This is a genomic window from Micromonospora sp. C41 (assembly GCF_018070485.1).
Lineage (GTDB): Bacteria > Actinomycetota > Actinomycetes > Mycobacteriales > Micromonosporaceae > Micromonospora > Micromonospora chalcea.
In genome coordinates, this window is sequence record NZ_JAGPXP010000002.1 from 188,000 (window position 1) to 200,888 (window position 12,889).

Annotated in this window: 15 protein-coding genes; 7 read left to right on the forward strand and 8 right to left on the reverse strand. The window is 73.1% G+C overall.

Going from position 1 to position 12,889, the window contains the following annotated elements:
* The first annotated feature begins 19 nt into the window (after positions 1-19).
* From KBX43_RS03095 to KBX43_RS03105, 3 genes are all read left to right on the forward strand, one after another.
* Positions 20-787 carry a glycerophosphodiester phosphodiesterase gene (locus KBX43_RS03095; RefSeq protein WP_210882887.1) on the forward strand — a complete coding sequence of 256 codons (768 nt, stop codon included), beginning with the start codon at positions 20-22 and terminating at the stop codon, positions 785-787.
* 20 nt (positions 788-807) lie between these two features.
* Positions 808-2,199, forward strand: coding sequence for an MFS transporter (locus tag KBX43_RS03100; RefSeq protein WP_043324045.1), 1,392 nt, complete (start codon positions 808-810; stop codon positions 2,197-2,199).
* An 83-nt stretch (positions 2,200-2,282) separates the two neighbouring features.
* A complete protein-coding gene (locus KBX43_RS03105) occupies positions 2,283-2,969 on the forward strand; it encodes a thymidine kinase (protein ID WP_369799353.1) in 687 nt (228 codons plus the stop codon).
* 3 nt (positions 2,970-2,972) lie between these two features.
* Here the strand turns inward: KBX43_RS03105 and KBX43_RS03110 are convergent, their stop codons facing one another.
* The 6 genes from KBX43_RS03110 to KBX43_RS03135 all read right to left on the reverse strand — a co-directional run bounded on the left by KBX43_RS03110 (position 2,973) and on the right by KBX43_RS03135 (position 6,780).
* Positions 2,973-3,431 (reverse strand): hypothetical protein, encoded by a 459-nt coding sequence (locus tag KBX43_RS03110; RefSeq protein WP_064445967.1) that lies wholly within the window; start codon positions 3,429-3,431, stop codon positions 2,973-2,975.
* Between the two features lie 165 nt (positions 3,432-3,596).
* Positions 3,597-4,586: a tyrosine-type recombinase/integrase gene (locus KBX43_RS03115; RefSeq protein ID WP_069089657.1), complete on the reverse strand. Its 990-nt coding sequence runs from the start codon at positions 4,584-4,586 to the stop codon at positions 3,597-3,599.
* 104 nt (positions 4,587-4,690) lie between these two features.
* Positions 4,691-5,125 carry an Hsp20/alpha crystallin family protein gene (locus tag KBX43_RS03120; protein WP_030504676.1) on the reverse strand — a complete coding sequence of 145 codons (435 nt, stop codon included), beginning with the start codon at positions 5,123-5,125 and terminating at the stop codon, positions 4,691-4,693.
* A gap of 74 nt (positions 5,126-5,199) precedes the next feature.
* Positions 5,200-5,709 (reverse strand): GNAT family N-acetyltransferase, encoded by a 510-nt coding sequence (locus KBX43_RS03125; RefSeq protein WP_307851457.1) that lies wholly within the window; start codon positions 5,707-5,709, stop codon positions 5,200-5,202.
* Complete coding sequence (locus KBX43_RS03130) at positions 5,706-6,233, reverse strand: DUF2087 domain-containing protein (protein ID WP_210882889.1); 528 nt, start codon at positions 6,231-6,233, stop codon at positions 5,706-5,708. The genes KBX43_RS03125 and KBX43_RS03130 overlap by 4 nt, the downstream gene beginning before the upstream one ends.
* 58 nt (positions 6,234-6,291) lie before the next feature.
* Entirely contained in the window at positions 6,292-6,780 is a 489-nt protein-coding gene (locus tag KBX43_RS03135) for a GNAT family N-acetyltransferase (protein ID WP_210882891.1), read from the reverse strand.
* Positions 6,781-6,888: 108 nt separating this feature from the next.
* Between KBX43_RS03135 and KBX43_RS03140 the strand changes: the two genes are divergently transcribed.
* The 3 genes from KBX43_RS03140 to KBX43_RS03150 all read left to right on the forward strand — a co-directional run bounded on the left by KBX43_RS03140 (position 6,889) and on the right by KBX43_RS03150 (position 9,705).
* Positions 6,889-8,430: a glycosyltransferase family 39 protein gene (locus KBX43_RS03140; RefSeq protein WP_210882893.1), complete on the forward strand. Its 1,542-nt coding sequence runs from the start codon at positions 6,889-6,891 to the stop codon at positions 8,428-8,430.
* Positions 8,431-8,443: 13 nt separating this feature from the next.
* Positions 8,444-9,262, forward strand: a complete 819-nt coding sequence (locus KBX43_RS03145; protein ID WP_210882895.1) for a TIGR04222 domain-containing membrane protein — start codon at positions 8,444-8,446, stop codon at positions 9,260-9,262.
* A gap of 134 nt (positions 9,263-9,396) precedes the next feature.
* On the forward strand, positions 9,397-9,705 hold the full coding sequence (locus KBX43_RS03150) for a hypothetical protein (protein ID WP_013286318.1): 309 nt from the start codon (positions 9,397-9,399) through the stop codon (positions 9,703-9,705).
* Positions 9,706-9,771: 66 nt separating this feature from the next.
* Here the strand turns inward: KBX43_RS03150 and KBX43_RS03155 are convergent, their stop codons facing one another.
* Together KBX43_RS03155 and KBX43_RS03160 are read right to left on the reverse strand one after the other, a co-directional pair.
* Positions 9,772-11,340, reverse strand: coding sequence for an MDR family MFS transporter (locus tag KBX43_RS03155; RefSeq protein WP_210882897.1), 1,569 nt, complete (start codon positions 11,338-11,340; stop codon positions 9,772-9,774).
* 68 nt (positions 11,341-11,408) lie between these two features.
* On the reverse strand, positions 11,409-12,017 hold the full coding sequence (locus KBX43_RS03160) for a TetR family transcriptional regulator (RefSeq protein WP_210869848.1): 609 nt from the start codon (positions 12,015-12,017) through the stop codon (positions 11,409-11,411).
* A gap of 327 nt (positions 12,018-12,344) precedes the next feature.
* Here KBX43_RS03160 and KBX43_RS03165 point away from each other — a divergent pair, with 327 nt between their 5' ends.
* Complete coding sequence (locus KBX43_RS03165) at positions 12,345-12,881, forward strand: DUF1062 domain-containing protein (protein ID WP_231915439.1); 537 nt, start codon at positions 12,345-12,347, stop codon at positions 12,879-12,881.
* The last annotated feature ends 8 nt before the right edge of the window (positions 12,882-12,889 follow it).

Sequence of the window (12,889 nt, forward strand, 5' to 3'; positions counted from 1 at the left end):
GGCCGGGCATACTGCCCGCGTGCAGCCCCGTCACGGCTACCTCGACGCGCCCGCGCCGCTGGCGTTCGCCCACCGCGGCGGCGCGGCCGACGGCGACGAGAACACCGCCGCCGTGTTCGCCCGTGCCGTCGCCCTGGGCTACCGGTACGTGGAGACCGACGTGCACGCCACCGCCGACGGCGTACCCGTGGTCTTCCACGACCCGACGCTGCGCCGGGTCACCGGCGAGCCCGGTCGCATCGCGGACCTGCGCTGGGCAGACCTGACCTCGGTGCGCGTCGGCGGGGCCGCCCTGGTGCCCCGGCTGGACGACGTGCTGAACGCCTGGCCGCAGGTGCGGTTCAACATCGACGTCAAGTCCGACGGCGGCGTGGCGCCCACGGTCGCCACCGTCACCCGGGCCGGCGCGGGTGACCGGGTGCTGCTCGCCTCGTTCAGCGACGCCCGGCTGTCGCGGCTGCGCGCGCTGGCCGGCCCGAGCGTCGCCACCAGCCTCGGCATGCGCGGCGTGGCCCGGCTGCGGCTGGCCTCGCTGCACGGGCGACCGGTGCGGCTGCCCCCGTCCGTGGTCGCCGCGCAGGTCCCGGTCTCCTTCGGGCGGGTGCCGGTGGTGGACCGGCGGTTCCTCGCGTACTGCCGCCGGATCGGGTTGCACGTGCACGTCTGGACGATCGACGAACCCGCCCAGATGCACCACTTACTTGATCTTGGTGTGGATGGCATCATGACCGATCACGTCAGCGTGCTCCGCGACGTCTACCGCAGCCGCGGCCACTGGGCCGCCTGACCCCCCGAGGACGACCCCCGATGGCCGATACGGTCACCCCCGCCGTCGCCGACCCCGCCGGACCGGGCAGCACCCGCCGCGAGCGCACCGGCTGGTACTTCTACGACTGGGCGAACTCCGCGTTCCAGACCACGGTCATCACGGTCTTCCTCGGGCCGTTCCTGACCACCGTCACCGAGCTGGCCGCCGGCTGCGAACTGGGCGCGGACAGCTGCGACGGCGCGGTGTACCCGCTGGGCGTCAAGGTCGCCGCCGGCTCGTTCTACCCGTACCTGATCTCGCTGTCGGTCTTCCTCACCGTGTTCGTGCTGCCGGTGATCGGCGCGATCGCCGACCGGTCGGCGCACAAGAAACGGCTGCTCGCCGCGGCGGCCTTCACCGGCGCCGGCGCGACCATCGCGTTCGCGTTCGTCACCGGCGAGCGCTACCTGCTCGGCGGCGCGCTGTTCCTGGTCGCGAACATCTCCTTCGGCGCCGCCGTGGTCGTCTACAACTCGTTCCTGCCGCAACTCGGCGGCCCGGACGAGCGCGACGGCATCTCCAGCCGCGGCTGGGCCATCGGCTACCTCGGCGGCGGTCTGCTGCTCGCGCTGAACCTCGTCGCCGTCACCATGCTCAGCGAGGAGGGCAACGCCCAGCGCACGCTGGACCTGGCCCGCTGGTCGATCGTGTCCGCCGGCGTGTGGTGGGCGGCGTTCACCCTGGTCCCGCTGCGCTGGCTGCGCGAGCACCCCACCGCCGCCGCGTTGCAGGCGGGCGGCAATGTGCTCACCGACGGGTTCCGGCAGCTCGGGCGCACCCTGCGCGAACTCAAGACGTACCCGCTGACGCTGTTCTTCCTGCTCGCGTTCCTGGTCTTCAACGACGGCATCCAGACCGTCATCACCCTGGCCAGCCAGTACGGCACCGAGGAGCTGCGACTGGACCAGAGCACGCTGATCGTCACCATCCTGCTGGTGCAGTTCCTCGCGTTCGGCGGCGCGCTCGCCCTCGGCGCGCTCGCCAAGCGCATCGGCGCCTGGAAGACGGTGCTGCTGTCGCTGGTGCTCTGGACCGGTGTGATCATCGCCGCGTTCCGGCTGCCGGCCGAGGCGCCCGTGCCGTTCATGATCCTCGGCGGCTGCATCGGCCTGGTCCTCGGCGGCAGCCAGGCGCTGAGCCGGTCGCTGTTCAGCCAGCTCATCCCGGCCGGCAAGGAAGGCGAGTACTACGGCTTCTACGAGATCAGCGACAAGGGCACCAGCTGGCTCGGCCCGCTGGCGTTCGGCCTGGTGTTCCAGCTGACCTCGTCGTACCGGGTGGGCCTGGTGTCGCTGTTGATCTTCTTCGTGGTCGGCTTCGCGCTGCTCGCCGCCGTGCCGATGCGCCGGGCCATCATCGCCGCCGGCAACACCCCGCCCCGGGTGCTCTGACGGGTCGATCATCGCGGACCGGATCCGGCGGCGTCGATGGACTAGGCTGCCCCGACGTGACCGACGACGCCGCCCCGACCTGCCTGGCCCGTCCCCTGCCGGGGCCGGGCGACGACCGAGCCGCCGGCTGCGCCGCCGCCCGCGGCGTCGACGGCCGGCCGCTGCACGCCGCCGCCCTGAAGTTCTTCTGGGGGCCGATGGACTGCGGCAAGTCCACCATGGCGTTGCAGATGAACCACAACCACGCCCGCCAGGGCCGCCGCGGCCTGGTCACCACCCGCATCGACCGCTCGCTGGGCCCGCAGGTCACCACCCGCATCGGCCTGGCCCACGAGGCCGTCGAGGTCACCGACGACCTGGACCTGCGCGACCTGGTCCGCGACGCCTGGGCCGAAGGGGTACGGGTGGACTACCTGATCTGCGACGAGGCGTCGTTCTACAACCTCGAACACGTCGAGCAGATGGCCGAACTGGTCGACCGGTTCGACGTCGACGTCTACGCCTTCGGGCTGGCCACCGACTTCCGCTCCTGCCTGTTCCCGGCCGCGCAGCGGCTGTTCGAACTTGCCGACGAGGTGGCCCGGATCCAGGTCGAGGTGCTGTGCTGGTGTGGGCGGGAAGGGCTGCTCAACGCCCGGGTCGTGCAGGGCGCGGTGGTCCGCGAGGGCGCCCAGGTCGTCATCGGCGACACCGTGGACACCGCCGACGTGCGCTACCAGGTGTTGTGCCGGCGGCACTACCGCTCCGGGGACCTCGGCCCCCGCGCCTGAGCCTCAGAACGGGTCCCCGCACACCCGCCACGACCCGCCCTCCGACACGATCGGCAACTCACGTTCCTCGCTGCCGCCGCCGTCACGGTTGATCCGCACGATCACCGTCCCGGTCGGCTTGCCGGAGCGGGTCGCCACCGACACGTCGACGATCTCGTAGCCGCTGACCTGCGGCGGCGTACGCACCCAACTGCCGAAGCCGGCCTTGCTCCACCTGCCCCGGGCCTCGGCGCACAGCCGCTCGTACGCCGCGTCGGTGTCCCCGGCGGCGACGTCGCGGAAGAACCCGTCGGCGGTCTCCCGGACCGGCCCGTCGGACTGGAGCACCACCTGCGCGTTCCACACCGCCAGCCCGGCCACCCCGATCAGGCAGGTGCCCACGCCGAGACCGGCGATCAGCACGCCCGCGCGTAGCGGCCGGCGCCGCCGGGCCGTGTGGTGCCACTCCTGCTGCCTGCCCATCACCGTCGACGGTAGGCAACCGGAACGCGCCGCGCAGGCGGTTGCGCCGCGCGCCCGTGACGGGCCGAAGATGTCAGGGGGCGGCGGCAGACTGCCGGTACGCCCGATCGGGCAGCCGTTCTGCCTCTGCCCCCGCCCGCAGGGCTGACCGGTCCGCGCGACGGCTCAGCCGCGACGGCGGGCGCGGGCCGCCCAGATCGCGTACGCCGGATCGCGGTCCAGGTTGTGCCGGTCCCGGTCGTAGCGGCGGGTGGTACGCGGATCGGCGTGCCCCATCGCGTCCTGCACGTCCTCCAGCGGCACTCCCTCCGAGCGGGCCGTGGTGGCGAACGCGTGGCGCAGCGAGTGCGGCGACAGTTTCGCCCAGGCGGCTATCCCGGCGCGCTGCGCGAGGCGGCGCACCAGCCGGAACACGGCATGCCGGTCCAGCCGGCCGCCGGTCGCGGTGACCAGCAGCGGACCGGTCAGCTCCGGCACCGTCACGCCCTGCGCCTCGGCCCGCGCGGTCAGGTAGGCGTCGAGGGCGTACGCGGTGCCCGGGGTGAGCGCGCGCCGGCGTACCTTGCCGCCCTTGCCGACGAAGCGGACGCTGCGGTGACCGCGCTCGGTGCCCAGGTCGGACACGTCCAGCGCGACCAGTTCCCCCACCCGCAGCCCCAGGTCGGCCAGGAGCGCGACGGCGGCCCGGTTGCGGGCGGCGGTCGGGCCGGTGTCCGTCTCGGCGGCGGCGATCAACGCGTCGACCTCCTCCGGCGTCAGGCCGACGGTGGCGGAGTGGTCCCGGTCCACCCGCGGCCGGTCCGCCGCCGACACCGGGTTGGCGGTCACCGCGCCCAGCTTGGCGAGGAAGTCGTACCAGCTCGACAACGCGGACAACCGGCGCGCCACGGTGGCCGGCGTGAGCGTCCGGCCGTCGCGCCCGCGCGGCGTGGACTCCAACTCCCGGCCGTAGGCGTTGACGTCGAGGAAGGTGGCCCGCAGCGGGTCGAGCCCCCGCTCGGCGCACCAGGTCAGCCAGCCGGTGACGTCACGGCGGTACGCGTCACGGGTGTGCTCGGACAGCCGCCGGTTGCGCAGCCACGCCTCGGTGACGTCGGCCGGGCCGGCGGGCAGGGCGGCGGTGCGGGCGCGCGGCAGCACCTCGGGGCGAAGCATGTGAGAAAGGCTCTCAGCCCGCGGATGGTTTGGCGATCAGGCGCGCTGGTACGACAACGCGGGGTCGGCCGGCGCTCCGGCCTCCCCCGCGTCGGTGTGGACGGTCAGGCGGTGGTGAGCTGGCGGCGGCCGTTGCCCTCGGCGGGCGTGGCCACGGTGATCCGGCGCGGCTTGGCGCGCTCGGCGATCGGGATGCGCAGCGTCAGCACGCCGTTCTCGTAGCCGGCCTCCAGCCGGTCGGTGTCGAGCGTGTCGCCCAGGAACAGCTGCCGGGTGAACGTGCCCATCGGACGCTCGGCGGCGACCAGCTCGACGTTCTCGCCGCTGGGGCGACGGCGCTCGGCGCGGACGGTCAGCACGTTGCGCTCGACGGTGCAGTCGATGCTGTCCGGGTCGACGCCGGGCAGGTCGAACGCCGCGTAGAAGTGGTCACCGTCGCGGTAGGCGTCCAGGTGCATCACGGCGGGCCGGGCGGCGGTGCCGAAGAACTGCTCGGCGATCCGGTCGATCTCGCGGAACGGGTCGGTACGCATCAACATGGCTCTTGCCTCCTCGGTTCTCCTGGCCCAAGGTCTCAAGTTGAGTCTTGGTGACTCAAGTTCCTGGTTCTGTTTTAACGCGCCCGCGCCGCGTCGTCAACTCGCGCCGGCAGTGACTTCTCGAACCAGTGCTGCGCGTACGGGCCGCTGGTGAAGGCGGGGATCTCCCGGTAGCCGTGCCGGGCGTACAGGGCCCGCGCCTCGACCAGGTCGGAGCGGGTGTCCAGCCGGATCCGCGTCGCCCCGCCACCGACGGCGTACGCCTCGACCGCGGCGAGCAGCGCCGCTCCACCACCGGCGCCACGGTGCTCCGTGCGCACGTACACCCGGGTCAGCTCGGCCCAGTCCGGCTGCCACCGCAGCCCGGCGCACCCGGCGAGGCGACCGTCGCGGCGGGCCAGCACCAGCAGCCCGCTCGGCGCGACCAGGTCGTCGCTCGGGTCCTCGGCCAGCGCGGCGTCCACCTCACCGGGCCGCTCCGGACGCCCGTACCAGCGGCGCACCATCTCCGCCATGTACTCGCGCAGCACCAGCGTCGCGTCCGGCTCCTCCGGACGCGCGACGTGCGTGCTCCAGCCGCTCACGGCCCGGTCCGCCAGTAGACGCCCTGCTCACGGGTGAGCAGCATGTCGTCGATCAGGTAGCGGCGCAGCGTCACGTGGTCGGCCTCGCCGCCCTCGCACCACCGGCGCAGCGCGTCGTCCACCTCCCGCTCCGGATAACGACGTCCCGGCTCGAAGGTGCGTTCGGTGATGTGTTCCAGCAGCACGCGGCGGCGTCCGCGCTGCGCGGGCAGCCGGGTCAGCGTGCCGTCACGCAGGAACGTGCGCAGGATCGTCTCGCGCGGGTTCGCCGCCGGGGCCGCCGGAGACGCCGCCCCGGCCCGGGCGAACTCGCGCAGCCGCTCGGCGTCGACCCGCAGCCCGCCCCCGTCATCGGCGAGCACACCGGTGTCGGTGAGACGGCGTACGGCCACCGCGGCGTCGCGGGCCGGCAGCCCGGTGAGGGCCACCACGGCAGACAGGTCCCGGGCGCCGAGCACGATCGCGGCGAACACGGTCCGGCGGCGCTCGTCGGCGAGCGCCCCGGCGAGGGCATGAGCGGTCATGACGGGCAGCCTGTCAGCAACCCACCCGGTCCGGCCAGGCGTTTTCCGGCCGCCGATGTCACAGCCGCCGGTGCATGACGTGCAGCCCGACCCGGCCCAGCGTCGGGTGGGCGAACGACTCCGGCACGGTGCCGATCACCGTGAAGCCCAGCCGCCGGTACAGCTCCACCGCCGCCGTGTTGGTCTCCACCACGGCGTTGAACTGCATCGCGGCGAAGCCCTGCCGCCGCGCCCAGTCCAACGCGTCCTCGCACAGCGCACGGCCCACGCCCCGTCCGCGCGCGTGCGCCGCCACCATGAAGCTCGCGGTCGCCACGTGCGACCCCGGCCCGGGCCGGTTCGGGCCCATCTTCGCGGTGCCGCGCACCGCGCCGTCGTGGTCCACCGCGACCGAGGTACGCCCCGGCGGCCGCTCCACCCACACCTCGCGCGCCGTCCCCGGCGACCATTCCGGGTCGTACGCGAACGTGTCGGCGGCGGTCACGACGTCGGCGAAGATCGGCCAGACCTGGTCCCAGTCGGCGTCGGCGTAGTCACGAATCCTCATCGCCGGGCACGCTAACCGTCGCCCCGGCCGTCCGGCCACCGGTTTCCGTCCACCCGGCCGAGGGTCACGGGGCATCGACGGCCCACCGGTGCGGTCCATCATGGGCAGGTGGCCGAATCAGTCGCCGACGTCGATCGGAGCCAGGCCGCCGCGCCCGGTGGCCCGCCGCCCGCCGGTCCGCGTACCGCAGCGCCCATGGTGGTGGGCGCGGTCCTCACCGCCGTACTGCTGTCGCTCGCCGGCCGCTACGGCTACCACCGCGACGAGCTGTACTTCCTGCTGTGCGGCCGGCACCTCGACTGGGGCTACGTCGACCAGGGGCCGCTCGTGCCGGCGCTGGCGCGGCTGGCCGACACGATCGCGCCGGGCAACCTGGTCGTGCTGCGTACCCCGTCGGCGTTCATCGGCGGCGCGGCGGTGGTGCTGGTCGCCGCGATCGCCCGGCAGTTCGGCGCCGACCGCGTCACCCAGACGGCCGCGGCGGTGCTCGCCGCCGCCTCGGGCATCGTGCTGGCCGGCGGCCACCTGCTCAGCACCACGAGCGTCGACCTGCTGGTGTGGCTGGCCGCGGCGCTGTGCGTGGTGCGGATGCTGCGCACCGGCGACACCCGGTGGGCGCTCGGCGCCGGGCTCGCGCTCGGCGTCGGCCTGCTCAACAAGCCGCTGCCCGCCCTGCTCGGCGTCGGCCTGGTCGCCGGGGTGCTGATCGCCGGGCCACGCCGGCTACTGAGCGACCGGTGGGTGCTCGCCGGCACGGGCGTCGCCGTGCTGCTCGCCGTGCCGTACGCGGCGTGGCAGGCCGCGCACGGCTTCCCGCAGCTCGACGTCGCCGCGTCGATCGCAGGCGGCGACAGCTCCTACAGCGGCCGGATCGACGCGGTGGTGCTCCAGTTCCTGATCATCAGCCCGTTCGCGGTTCCGGTGTGGGTGGCCGGGCTGGCCGCGCTGCTGCGCCGGCCGTCCTGGGCGGCGTACCGGTCGCTTGCCTGGGCCTGGCTGGTGGTGGTCACGATCGTGCTGGTGGCCGGCGGCAAGGGCTACTATGACGCGCCGCTGCTGCTGGTGCTCACCGCCGCCGGGGTGGTGCCGGCCGTCGAATGGGCGCGGCGGGGCGCGCCCCGGATCCGGCAGGCGCTGCTGGTCACCGCCGCCGTGCTGATGGCCGCGAGCAGCGCGGTGCTGCTGCTGCCCACGCTGCCCGCCGACCGGCTGCCCGGGTTCGTGGTCGCGGCGAACTACGACGCGGGCGAGACCATCGGCTGGCCCGAGTTCGCCGACTCGGTCGCCGCCGTGCACCGCGCCCTGCCCCCGCCCGAGCGGGACCGGGCGGTGGTGCTGACCGGCAACTACGGCGAGGCCGGCGCGCTGGCTCGGTACGGGCCGCAGCGGGGACTGCCCCGCGCGTACTCGGGGCACAACAGCATGGCCACGTTCGGCCGGCCGCCCGACGACGCCGACGTGGTGATCGTCGTCGGCTGGTCCCGCCCGGACCGGTTGCGCGCCTGGTTCACCGAGGTCACCGAGGTCGGCCGGGTCGACCAGCGGGTCGACGTCGACAACGACGAGAACGGCGAGCCGATCTTCGTCGCCCGAGGGCTGCGCCGCCAGTGGTCGCAGATCTGGGACTCCGAGGTACGGCACGGCTCCTGACATACTTGCCGCCATGCTCTGGGGAGTCAGCGGGTCGATCTTCCTCCTCGACTACCTCGGCGCGGTCGCCGTGGCCGTCGCGATCGCGATCGCGGTACGCGAACTGACCGGCCGCCGTGCCCGGGGCGCGACGCCCGACCGGGTCGAGCTGGCGTACCTGACCGATCGGGCGCTGCTGGCCTGCCAGCTCGGGGTGGCCGCGCTGCGCCGCGCCGGTGGCGTCGAGATCGGCGAGCTGGCCACCCTGCACGCGCAGGGGCGTCCCCCGGCCGGTTCGCCCGCGCTGGTGCGCGCCCTGCACAGCGCGCTGCGCCGCCCGCAGACCTGGGCCGCGGTGCTCGCCGACCCGGAGGTGGGCCGGGCGCTGCGCCGTACGGTCGGGCGGCTGGTCCGCGACGGCTGGCTGCTCACCCGCGCGCAGCGGCGGCGGATCGCGCTGGGCACGGTGCCGCTGTTCGCGGTCGCCGTAGTCGGGCTGACCCGGCTCGTGGACAGCGCCGTCGAGGGGCGCTCCGCCGGTGGTCCCGCCTCGGTCGCCGGACTCCTGCTGTGCTGCCTGGCCACCGCGCTCGGCGGCTGGTGGCTGACCGAGGTGCCGGAGACCGGGTCCGCCGCCCGGCGCCTGCTGCGGCGGCTGCGCCGCGAGCACGCCGACCTCGACCCCGAGCGCCGCCCGGTCTGGCAGGGCCGCGACACCGACACGCTGCTCACCGGAATGGCGCTGTTCGGCCCCCGCCCCCTGCTGGCCGTGGACCCGGCGTTCGCCGTCCAGGTGGGGATCGACCCGGACCGGGACCGCCCGCGCCCCGCCCGCAAACCCGCCCGCCGCTGACCGAACCTCCCATTTTGCGTCGATCATGAGGTTGACGGTGTCCGGCGCCCGGTTTGTCCGGTACAACTTCATGATCGACCTGGCGGTGGCAGGCCCGCCGGTTTCCTTGTCTTGAGGGGCGGGAAGGCTCGGGCATGGCCGAGACATTCGTGAGCGAAGACCTGAAGACACTGCAGGCGATTGCGCGCGGGGCCGGGATACAGGAGGTCGACCGCCTGTCGCCGGACCAACTGGTCGAGGCGCTGCGCCGCGCCGGGGTGACCGACGGTACGCAGGACCAGTGGCCGCCCCAGCCGATCGAGGACCCGGCTCACCTGGCCGGGCTGCCCCGCAGTTCGCTGAAGCAGGGCGACGAGAGCACCGGCGGCCGGGCCGCCGAGGAGTCGATCGGCGCCATGCCCGGCGAGTCCGGCACCGAGATCAACGACCGTACGGAGCGCTGACCGGTATCGCACAAGGGGCCGCCCCCGGTGACTCCCGGGGGCGGCCCCACGCTCGACCGTGCGGGATCAGTGCATCCCGGCGGCCGCCGCCTCCTCACGGGCCCGGCGCTCGTCACCGCTGAGCGTGTTCAGCGGCTTCTCCTTGATGAACAGCACGACGACCAGGGCGAGCAGCGCGAACGGCGCGCCGATGAGGAACATCTCCGACGTCGCGGTGCCGTAGACCTCCTGCACGATCCGCAGCACCGGCTCCGGCAGGGCCGACAGGTCCGGCACCTCGGCCGATCCGCCGCCGGTGGCCAGCGGCCCGAGCTTCTCGGTGGTCAGCGACGTGACCCGGTTGGCCAGGACGGCGCCGAGCGCGCTGACCCCGACCGCGCCGCCCATGCTGCGGAAGAACGTCAGCACCGAGGTCGCCGCGCCCAGCTCGGCGGCGGGCACGTCGTTCTGCGCGGCCAGCACCAGGTTCTGCAGCAGCATGCCCACACCGACGCCCAGCACCGCCATGTACACCGAGAGCATCGGCACGCTCGTGTTCGCGTCGATGGTGCTCAGCAGCAGCATGCCGACGGTCATCACCGCGGCGCCGGCGACCAGGAACATCTTCCACCGGCCGTACTTGGTGATCAGCTGACCCGCCACGGTCGAGGAGACCAGCAGGCCGAGGACCATCGGCAGGCTCATCAGGCCGGCCACCGTCGGCGACTTGCCGAGCGAGGTCTGGAAGTACTGCGACAGGAACACGGTGCCGCCGAACATCGCCACGCCCACCAGAATGCTCGCGATCGTGGTGAGGCTGACGGTGCGGTTGCGGAAGATGCCGAGCGGGATGATCGGTTCCTCGGTGCGGGACTCGACGAACACGGCGAGCGCGAGCAGCGCCAGCCCGCCGCCGACCAGCAGCGCGGTCCAGCCGGACGCCCAGTCGAACTTGTTCCCGGCCAGCGACGACCAGATCAGCAGCGTGGACACACCCGAGGTGATCAGCAGGGCGCCGAGCCAGTCGATGCGGACCCTGCGGCGGACCACCGGAAGGTGCAGCGTCTTCTGCAGCAGCGCGATGGACAGCAGGCTGAACGGCACACCGATCAGGAAGCACCAGCGCCAGCCGAGCCAGGACGTGTCGACCAGGACGCCGCCGATCAGCGGGCCGGCGATGGTGCCGACACCGAAGACCGCGCCGAAGATGCCGGCGTACCGGCCCAGCTCACGCGGCGGGATCATGGCCGCCATGACGATCGTGGCGAGCGCGGTCATGCCGCCCGCGCCGATGCCCTGGATGACCCGGCTGAGCAGCAGCACCTCGACGTTCGGGGTGAATCCGGCGACCAGCGAGCCGACCACGAAAAGGCCGAGGGACAACTGGATCAGCAGCTTCTTGCTGTAGAGGTCGGCCATCTTGCCCCACAGCGGGACCGTCGCGGTCATCGCCAGCAGCTCGCTGGTGACGATCCAGGTGTAGACGGTCTGGCTGCCGTTGAGGTCGGCGATGATCCGGGGCAGCGCGTTCGCCACCACCGTCGAGGCGAGGATCGCCACGAACATGCCGACCATCAGGCCGGACAACGCCTGGAGAACCTCCCGGCGTGACATCCGCGTACCCGTCTCGGCGGGTGGAACAGTGGCGGTGGTCATCGAACTCCTTGTCGGTGTGCACGTGCGAGCGGCCGCGCGACGGCGGCGGCCGGTACGGATGGGAGGGGTCAGGACGGATCGGGCAGGCCGGCGGCGACGGCGGCGAACGCCTCGGCGGTCAGCTCGCGCAGCGTCGTCGTGTCGGGTCGCTCGACCCACTGCATGAGGGCCGTGCGGAAGACCGCGCCGGCGACAGCGGTGACGAGCGTCGGGTGGCCGTGGCACGGGTCGAGGCCCAGCCGGGCGGCCACCGCCGCGACGATCACCTGTTCGGTCTCGGCGTTGCCGCTGATCAGACGCGGAAGAAGCGACGGGTTTGCCGCGATGACCCGCAGCCGCAGCAGCCACACCTCCCGGTCGGCCTCGACGGCTTCGACGACGTCGCCGAAGGCCAGCCGCAGCGCGTCGAACGCGGACATCTCCGGCGGCGCGGCGACGATGTGGGCGGCAAGCACCTCGCGGTCGGTCGGCTGGTCGCCGAGCAGCGCCTCGTCCTTGCTGGGGAAGTAGTTGAAGAAGGTGCGGGCCGACACGTCGGCGGCCTCGCTGATCTCCTCCACCGTCACCTGGTCCAGGCCACGCTCGGCGACCAGCCGAAGCGCGGCGGCGCTGAGGGCGGCGCGGGTCTGCCGCTTCTTGCGGTCGCGCAGGCCGGGGCGGCTCTGATCCGTGGTCACGCCACGACCCTACGAGCGATCTTGCAGCGACTGCAAACTTTTAGTCAGTGAAGTGATGCGTGACGCAGCGGTGCCGGAAAACGGGTTGAGAGCGGTTCCGCACGTCCCGTACGGTTCCCGCACTCCTGTCGCAGCGAAGAAGGACGATTCCGCGTGACCCCTCCTGCTCTCTAGAACCTGACACGTTCCCACGCCTGTAGCCGTCGCCTGCGCGACGGCTCCCCGGGCTGCCCTCGCGCGCCCGGCCACAGCGTCCGAGGCCGCGCGTAATCGGCCTCGCGTCAGGTCTTCAGAGATCAGGTCTCCATGTCATCCCAACCTCATATCGTGCTGCCCTGGGTCGTACGCCGGACCCGCCTTCCGCTGCTGTCGCTGCGCTGCGTCATCTGCCGGGCGGAGACGGCCACCGCCGCCCGGGGCCGGTTCCGCGTCAACGCCAACGGCAAGCTGCTGGACGTCTGGCTGCTGGTGCACTGCGTGTCCTGCGGCCGGACCAGCAAGCTCACCGTCCGTGAGCGGGCGGCGGTCAGCTCGTTCGATCCCACCGATCTGCACGGCCACCAACTCAACGATCCCGACCTGGTGGCGGCCACACTGCTGGACCCGGCGTTCGCCCGGCGCTGCCACTTCACCCTCGACTGGACCGGAGCGTGGCGCCTGGACGCGCCGGTCGTACCGCTCGACGGGTGGCCGGTGCAGGTAAACGTCACGTTCGACGACCCGGTGCCGGTACGCCCGGACCGGCTCATCGCCCACCGGTTCGGCCTCACCCGGTCCGAGGTGCTGCGCCGGGTCAAGTGCGACATCCCGCTGAACCGTCCGACGAGCACCGCATTCACCTTCACGGTGCTGGCGGAGGACTGACCACGGCT

Coding starts and splice junctions, on each gene's coding strand:
- KBX43_RS03100 (WP_043324045.1), top strand. CDS start 808: ATGGCCGATACGGTCACCCCCGCCGTCGCCGACCCCGCCGGACCGGGC.
- KBX43_RS03110 (WP_064445967.1), bottom strand. CDS start 3,431: ATGGGCAGGCAGCAGGAGTGGCACCACACGGCCCGGCGGCGCCGGCCG.
- KBX43_RS03115 (WP_069089657.1), bottom strand. CDS start 4,586: ATGCTTCGCCCCGAGGTGCTGCCGCGCGCCCGCACCGCCGCCCTGCCC.
- KBX43_RS03120 (WP_030504676.1), bottom strand. CDS start 5,125: ATGTTGATGCGTACCGACCCGTTCCGCGAGATCGACCGGATCGCCGAG.
- KBX43_RS03130 (WP_210882889.1), bottom strand. CDS start 6,233: ATGACCGCTCATGCCCTCGCCGGGGCGCTCGCCGACGAGCGCCGCCGG.
- KBX43_RS03135 (WP_210882891.1), bottom strand. CDS start 6,780: ATGAGGATTCGTGACTACGCCGACGCCGACTGGGACCAGGTCTGGCCG.
- KBX43_RS03145 (WP_210882895.1), top strand. CDS start 8,444: ATGCTCTGGGGAGTCAGCGGGTCGATCTTCCTCCTCGACTACCTCGGC.
- KBX43_RS03150 (WP_013286318.1), top strand. CDS start 9,397: ATGGCCGAGACATTCGTGAGCGAAGACCTGAAGACACTGCAGGCGATT.
- KBX43_RS03155 (WP_210882897.1), bottom strand. CDS start 11,340: ATGACCACCGCCACTGTTCCACCCGCCGAGACGGGTACGCGGATGTCA.